At 68.7% G+C, this 6791-nt stretch carries 7 protein-coding genes, 1 tRNA gene and 1 pseudogene; 6 read left to right on the top strand and 3 right to left on the bottom strand.

From position 1 onward, the window contains the following. The 3 genes and pseudogenes from I5I_RS07530 to I5I_RS07520 form a co-directional block, all read left to right on the top strand. Positions 1–286: pseudogene (locus tag I5I_RS07530) on the top strand (hypothetical protein); the annotation flags it as partial. Between the two features lie 48 nt (positions 287–334). Beyond that, on the top strand, positions 335–574 hold the full coding sequence (locus tag I5I_RS07525; RefSeq protein ID WP_051039532.1) for a hypothetical protein: 240 nt from the start codon (positions 335–337) through the stop codon (positions 572–574). A 21-nt stretch (positions 575–595) separates the two neighbouring features. Then, positions 596–1885, top strand: coding sequence for a maltokinase N-terminal cap-like domain-containing protein (locus tag I5I_RS07520; RefSeq protein WP_036318199.1), 1290 nt, complete (start codon positions 596–598; stop codon positions 1883–1885). Between the two features lie 96 nt (positions 1886–1981). Here I5I_RS07520 and I5I_RS07515 read toward each other — a convergent pair whose 3' ends face one another. Further along, positions 1982–3562: a trypsin-like peptidase domain-containing protein gene (locus I5I_RS07515; protein WP_036318198.1), complete on the bottom strand. Its 1581-nt coding sequence runs from the start codon at positions 3560–3562 to the stop codon at positions 1982–1984. A 100-nt stretch (positions 3563–3662) separates the two neighbouring features. Here I5I_RS07515 and I5I_RS07510 point away from each other — a divergent pair, with 100 nt between their 5' ends. Then, positions 3663–4880 carry an aminotransferase class I/II-fold pyridoxal phosphate-dependent enzyme gene (locus tag I5I_RS07510; RefSeq protein WP_036318197.1) on the top strand — a complete coding sequence of 406 codons (1218 nt, stop codon included), beginning with the start codon at positions 3663–3665 and terminating at the stop codon, positions 4878–4880. Here I5I_RS07510 and I5I_RS07505 read toward each other — a convergent pair. Then, positions 4861–5664, bottom strand: a complete 804-nt coding sequence (locus I5I_RS07505) for a carbon-nitrogen hydrolase family protein (protein WP_036318196.1) — start codon at positions 5662–5664, stop codon at positions 4861–4863. The genes I5I_RS07510 and I5I_RS07505 overlap by 20 nt on opposite strands. 179 nt (positions 5665–5843) lie before the next feature. Here I5I_RS07505 and I5I_RS07500 point away from each other — a divergent pair. Then, positions 5844–5920 (top strand) — tRNA-Met (locus tag I5I_RS07500). An 81-nt stretch (positions 5921–6001) separates the two neighbouring features. Here the strand turns inward: I5I_RS07500 and I5I_RS07495 are convergent. Beyond that, positions 6002–6478, bottom strand: coding sequence for a MarR family winged helix-turn-helix transcriptional regulator (locus I5I_RS07495; protein WP_239640052.1), 477 nt, complete (start codon positions 6476–6478; stop codon positions 6002–6004). Between the two features lie 64 nt (positions 6479–6542). On the opposite strand from I5I_RS07495, the gene I5I_RS07490 reads away from it, so the two are divergent. Then, positions 6543–6791 (top strand): NUDIX domain-containing protein (locus I5I_RS07490; RefSeq protein ID WP_036318201.1); only part of this gene is annotated, 249 nt, incomplete at its 3' end.

Here is a 6791-nt window from a genome sequence, read left to right as displayed (position 1 = left end):
CGCCGTGGGCGGCACCGGCAATCACCTGCTCGGGCGACGCGTCGTGGTCGGATCGCGGCGCGCTTTCGGAGGAGCGCCGCTGCAGTACCCCGCCGAGCTCGAGCCACGGCCGGGCGCGACACGTCTCGAGAGCACCGCGTTCGGCTTCGTCCGGCGCACCGGCAGCACCATCGGCGACCGCGGGCGATCGGCCGTGACGGCCGTCGCCGGTCTTGTTCCGCGCCGCGGCGCGCGCAAGTCCGGTCGGCCCCTCACACCGGATGACGGGGACCGCGAACCCGGGTGATCCCGCGCGGCGAGCGCTCGTCGCAGCCGCATCGCGCACAATGGGCGCATGGGTATCTTCCAGAGTCGGCCCGAGGATCCGTCCGAGTGGGGCGGGCTGCCCGCAGACCCGCGGGAACAGCCGCAGCCGGCAGAAGTGCTGCCGCCGCCGATCGACGATCTCGGTGTGTTCGGCGCTGCTGGCGTCGCGATCTCGGTTCCGCTCGAGACCTTTCTCACGACGTCATCGTCCTCGACCGAGGCCGACCGCGACGGCAACGATCAGACCGGCGACCTCGACAGCCCGTGACCCCCTGACTAGCCTCGACGCATGCAGACGACGCTGGGGCACCTGGCTGTGTGGATGCCGCAGCAGCGGTGGTACTCGCCGACCGGACGCTCACCCCGCCTGCGGATTCTCGACGAACGCGAGCTGACGACCGGCGACCCGGATGCGGCCGTTCAGGTCCTGATCGTCGCCGACGGCGACGACGAGGACGCCATCGTCTATCAGGTTCCGCTCGTGACCCGTCCCGCCGATGTCACGGAGCCGTGGACGATCGCGGTCCACGAGGGTCGTGCGTTGATCGACGGACCGCACGATCACGCCTTCGCCTCGGCGTTGCTCGCCGAACTGGGTCGCAGCGATCTGGACGGTCCGTCGCAGGTGCTGGTCGGCGAGCAGTCGAACACCTCGATCATCTACCGTCCACGCGACGCCGCGCCGACGATCTGCAAGGTGTTCCGCCGCCTGCATCCGGGCATCAACCCGGACATCGAACTCCAGTCCGCCCTCGCAGCCGCCGGCAGCCGCCACGTTCCCCCCGTCGTGGGCCATCTCGACGGCCGCTGGACGATGGCGCCGGGCGGCGGTTCAGAGCGGGGATCGCTGGCATTCGCGCAGGAGTTCCTGCCCGACGTCGATGACGCCTGGCGGGTGGCTCTTGCCGCGGCGGCCGTCAACACCGACTTCACCGCCGAAGCCGCCTCCCTCGGTCAGGTCACCGCCGCGGTCCATCGAGATCTCGCCCGCCTGTTCCCCACCCCGCGCGCGGACGGGGTCGCCCGGCGCGCCATCAGCGCGGCGTGGCGGCGACGACGTGCCATCGCGGCGGTGGAAGTGCCTGCGCTCGCCGCCCACGCGGCGGCAATCGACCGGATCTACGCCGCCGCCGAGGCCTCCTCCTGGCCCGCCCTGCAGCGAGTGCATGGCGACTACCACCTCGGCCAGGTTCTGCATTCGCCGACGCGGGGCTGGATGCTGCTCGACTTCGAGGGAGAACCGATGCGACCGATCGCCGAGCGACGCGCACCGGATCTCGCGTTGCGCGACATCGCCGGCATGCTGCGCTCGTTCGACTACGTCGCGGGATCGCTGCGACTGCAGCGCGCGCCCCAGCAGCACGACGGCGCTGTCGACGAGGCCGCCGACGCCTGGGCCCGCTCGGCACGTACCGCCTTTCTCGACGGATACTCCGACACCGGAGGCGCGACCGCCCAGATCCTGCTCAACGCGCTCGAACTCGACAAAGCGGTCTACGAGGCCATCTACGAGGCCAGGCATCGGCCCGCCTGGCTCGCGATCCCGCTCTCGGCGATCGAGCGTCTGCTCGCAGACTGACTCCGCTCCCCTCTCGCGCGACGACGAAGGCCACCGTGAGAGGAACTCGCACGGTGGCCTTCGGTGGCGCCCGGCTGCGGCGGGCGGGGAGCGACGCTACTGCTGGAGCTGGCCGAGCGTGACCTCGGCGGAACTCGTCTTCCCTCCGCGGTCGTAGACGATCGTCGCCTTCGATCCCGCAGCGAGCGCCCGCACCTGTGCCGTCAGGTCGGTGGCATTGGTGATCGGCACTCCGTTGAACGACGTCACGACGTCGCCCTTCTTCAGACCCGCCGCAGCAGCGGCACCGCCCGAAGTCACGTCCGCGATGTAGGCTCCGGCGGTCGTGGCGCCCTCCTGGGTGGCGGCGTCACGGACACCTGCACCCAGCAGACCATGCGTGGCGGTGCCGTTCTTGATCAGATCGTCGGTGATGCGCTTGACGATGTCGGACTCGATCGAGAAGCCCACACCGATCGACCCGGACTGACCGCTGGAGCTCGAGCCGCCAGCAGAGGCGATGGCGACGTTGATGCCGATCAGCTTGCCCTCGCCGTCGACGAGCGCACCACCGGAGTTGCCGGGGTTGATGGCGGCATCCGTCTGGATCACGGCGATGGAGATGGAGCTCTGCGCGGTCGACTGCTGTTGCCCCTGGCCGAAGTCGAACTGGAACGGCGAGCCGTTGCCGTCACCCTGCTGGGGGGTCTGATCCTGCGAGTCACCCTTCGGCGCGGCCGACGAGGCGATCTGGATCGAGCGGTTGAGAGCGCTGACGATCCCCGTGGTCACCGTGTTCGACAGGCCCAACGGAGCTCCGACGGCGACCGTCGCGTCGCCGACGTTGAGCTTGGACGAGTCGCCGAACTCGATCGGAGTCAGCCCCGATGCATCAGTGAGCTTGATCACCGCGAGGTCGTAGGTCGGGTCGGTGCCGACGATGGTCGCCGCGTACACCTTGCCGTCCGATGCGGTGACCGACAGCTTCGCGTCGGCGGTCTGACCGTCGAGCGTCACGACATGTGTGTTCGTCACGACGTAGCCGTCGGAGGTGAGAACCACCCCGGACCCGGTGCCGCCCGAAGAGCCCGCGGTCGCCGAGATCGTGACCACGCTCGGGACGACCTTCGCGGCGATCGCCGTCGTCTGATTCACCGAGGCCGTGTTGTTCACCGTCACCGTGGAGGGTGCTCCGCTGACCACGGTCTGCGACTGCGGGAAGAACGACGCCCCCGCCGCGGCTCCCCCGATTCCGGCCGCGCCACCGACGAGCGCCGCCGCGACCATGATGCCGACGATCTTGCCCGCACCGAGCTTCGCCGACGGCGCGTGCTCCGTTGCGGTCGTCGCAGCCGGGTAGACGGCCGTGGCCTGAGTGCCGAACGCCGAGGTACCGAAGGCCGGGCTGCCGTACGACGGGGCCGGGTAGGACGCGTGGGGCGCCTGCGGGCTCGGCGTGTGAGCCGTCGGCGGGGTCGGGGCCGTGTACGGCGCCTGCGCGGCGTAGCCGGTGCCCGGCTCCGGCGTACCGGCGGGCGCGGAGGTCGCGGCGCCTGCCGGCGAATTCTGAGCCGCGTGCGTGGCCGACTGCTCGGGCAGCGGCGGACGCTCCGGCGCGGTCTCACGCTGCTGCGCGGCATCGATGCCCTGCGCGGCGCCATCCTGCGGTTCGCTGTTGGTGGGGGTGTTCTCGCTCATGTGTGCTTCCTTCTTCCCAAGACCTGACCAGGATGTCGCGCGATTCTGTGTGTTGCTTATGCCCGCACCTCGCCCAGCCTATGCATGTAGCCTGAGCGCGATGCGAGAGATTCCGGGCACGTGGCGCCGCACGGCACAGGGCGCGGGACTACTGTCCGCATCGGGAGTCGCCGCCCCGACGATCTTCGCGGAGATGAGTGCGCTGGCCGCACAATCGGGGGCGATCAACCTCGGCCAGGGTTTCCCCGACGAGGACGGCCCCGCCGTGGTTCTGGAGGCGGCCCGCGCGGCCATCGCGAACGGACGCAATCAGTACGCGCCTGGTCGCGGCGTCCCCGCCCTGCTCCAAGCGATCGCCGCGCATCAGGCGCGCTTCTACGGGCTCACCGTTGATCCCGACCGCGAGGTCGTGACGACCGCGGGAGCGACCGAGGCGCTGGCCGCCACATTGCTGGCGCTGATCGATTCTCCTGCGGACGAGGTCGTCGTCTTCGAGCCCTACTACGACGCGTACGCGGCCATCGTGGCGCTGACCGGCGCGCGACTGGTCACCGTGCCGCTGCGATGGCCCGACTTCCAGCCCGACCTCGACCTCCTTGCGGCCGCCGTGACCGACCGCACGCGGATCATTCTGGTGAACGATCCACACAATCCGACCGGCGCCGTCTTCTCCGCGGACGTGCGCGCCGAGATCGTCCGGCTGGCAGAGCATCACGACGCTCTCATCGTCACGGACGAGGTCTACGAACACCTCGTCTTCGACGGCGCCCATGTTCCGATCGCGACAGATCCCGCAGCCGCAGAGCGCACCCTGTCGATCTCCTCAGCGGGCAAGACGTTCTCCACCACGGGATGGAAGATCGGGTGGATCACCGGTCCCGCCGACCTGATCGACGCCGTCCTGGCGGTCAAGCAGTTCCTCACCTACGTCAGTACGACGCCGTTCCAGGACGCCGTCGCCGTCGGTCTCGGACTTCCCGACGCCGTCTTCACCGAGATCGCGGCCACACTGGGGCGGAAACGCGACCGACTCGCCGAGGGACTGCGTGCCGCGGGGTTCACGGTGTCGACGCCGGCCGGCTCCTACTTCACGGTGGCGGATGCCACGGCACTGATGGAACCCGGAACTGACGCGGCACACTTCTGCCGCGAACTGCCGGCACGCGCCGGTGTCGTGGCAATTCCGCTCACGGCATTCGTCGCTCCCGAACACCGCTCCGACTATGCCACGCTGGTGCGCTTCGCTGCCTGCAAACGGACGGACGTCATCGCCGAGGCAAGCCGCCGACTGGCGCTGATCAACGCGGCTCGACCCTGAACCGCCGCAACTGCAGCGCCGGGTTGACGCGTCGGACACGGTCGATGGCCCCGGCATCCGCAAAACCGACGGCCACGTCGGTCGCGGTTCCCACCCCGGCGATCTCCACGCCCTGAGGATCGACGACGATCGAGGCGCCGACGCCGAGCGGGGGCGGATGATCGGCGCCTGCCACGTAGAGGGTGTTCTCGATGGCACGCGCATGCAGAAGCGTTCGCCAGTGCTGTTCCTTGAGCGGCCCTCTGACCCACTCCGCCGCTACCAGGATCACGTGAGCGCCTGCGTCGGCGAGCACGCGCCCCACCTCCGGAAAGCGAAGGTCGTAGCAGGTCATCAGCGCCATGGTCAGCCCTCCCACCTCGAAGGTTTCCGGAGCGTTGACAGGCGCCGGCTCGACCCAGTCGGACTCTCGCTGCCCGAACGCGTCGTAGAGATGAAGCTTGCGTGACACCGCCTGAAGTCCGGTCGCGTCCACGGCGACAACGGTGTTGCGCACGCGCGGGGTCGCACCGTGTTCGACCATCCCCGCGACAACCACGACACCGCGACGCGAAGCGATCGCCGTCAGTCCCGCGACGAATGCCCCGTCCAGGTGCTCCGCGTTGGCGGCGAGCGTCGCATCGAACGGGTCGACGAAGTAGCTCGAGTATTCGGGGAAGAGCACGACCTCGGCCCCGCGATCCGCGGCCACACCGGCCAGCTCGTCGATGACGCGCAGATTGTCGGCCTTGTCCGCCGTGGGCGCGAACTGTGCGACGGCGATGCCGACGGCATCCGTTCTCATCGGTTGTGTCCTCTCGGGAGTGATCACTGGGGCGCCCCGATATCGATCCCGTCGCGATGGGCGTGTGCGTGACGCGGTCGTCCCATCCTCCCGAACCACCGTGCCCGGAGCAACGACCGCCGGCTCGTCGGGCGGGTGTGCACCGGTGGGCAAAACCCGTGTTAGGCTATTCCTTGTGCCGCGGGGTGGAGCAGCTCGGTAGCTCGCTGGGCTCATAACCCAGAGGTCGCAGGTTCAAATCCTGTCCCCGCAACCAATCGGTCGGATGTGTCATCCGGTCAACGAAGAAGGCGTCCCGATCGGGACGCCTTCTTCGTTTCTACGTCTGCGGCGGAATTCAGTCGACCATCGCCTCGTCCATGTCATCGAGGAAACGGGCGATCGCACGCAGCTCGTCATCGCTGTAGGCATCCATGACATCGCGCATCTTCGCCATGCGCGCGCCGAGATGGCGATAGAACTCGCTCCGGGCGCGGTCGGTGAGCACGACGATGCGGGCGCGCCGATCGGCCGGGTGAGGACGGCGTTCGATGTGTCCCCGCTCGGCGAGGCGATCGAGAAGCTTCGTCGTCGAGGCGGTGGAGATGGCGAGGTGTCTTGCGATCTCGTGCGGAGACACCCACTCACCTCGCTGCTCGCGGACGATCAGCATGCGCAGGGCCGCCAAATCCGAACCGTTCATATCCATGTCGCTGCGGAGCACGCCGTGCATGCGGTCCATAGAATCGCTGAAGGAGCGCACGGCGACGAGCGCCTCGCGCACGAGCTGGTCGCGCTCCGTCGTTGGGATCCACCGGTCTGTCACGCTGGACACCCCCCTCACTCGAAAGGTAGTATCCCTTAAAATCGCTAGCTAAACTAGCAATAAGGAGAAGATCGTGTCCCCGACAGAATACGTGGTCCTGCTCGATGACAACGGGGACGAGATCGGGACGGCGCCGAAGGCAAGCGTCCACGGCACCGATACCGCCCTTCATCTGGCATTTTCCTGCCACGTGTACAACTCGCGCGGCGAAACCCTCGTCACCCGGCGAGCGCTCGACAAGAAGACGTGGCCGGGAGTGTGGAGCAACTCGTTCTGCGGCCACCCCCGGCCCGCGGAGGCGGGATCGACGCCTCCATCGCCG

The organism is Microbacterium sp. B24, assembly GCF_000333415.1.
GTDB lineage: Bacteria > Actinomycetota > Actinomycetes > Actinomycetales > Microbacteriaceae > Microbacterium.
This window is presented reverse-complemented; position numbering and strand designations above follow the sequence as displayed.

Bases quoted from the DNA above. Each gene is read 5' to 3' on its own strand.
- I5I_RS07510 (WP_036318197.1), top strand. From the start codon at position 3,663: ATGCGAGAGATTCCGGGCACGTGGCGCCGCACGGCACAGGGCGCGGGA.
- I5I_RS07515 (WP_036318198.1), bottom strand. From the start codon at position 3,562: ATGAGCGAGAACACCCCCACCAACAGCGAACCGCAGGATGGCGCCGCG.
- I5I_RS07520 (WP_036318199.1), top strand. From the start codon at position 596: ATGCAGACGACGCTGGGGCACCTGGCTGTGTGGATGCCGCAGCAGCGG.
- I5I_RS07525 (WP_051039532.1), top strand. From the start codon at position 335: ATGGGTATCTTCCAGAGTCGGCCCGAGGATCCGTCCGAGTGGGGCGGG.
- I5I_RS07505 (WP_036318196.1), bottom strand. From the start codon at position 5,664: ATGAGAACGGATGCCGTCGGCATCGCCGTCGCACAGTTCGCGCCCACG.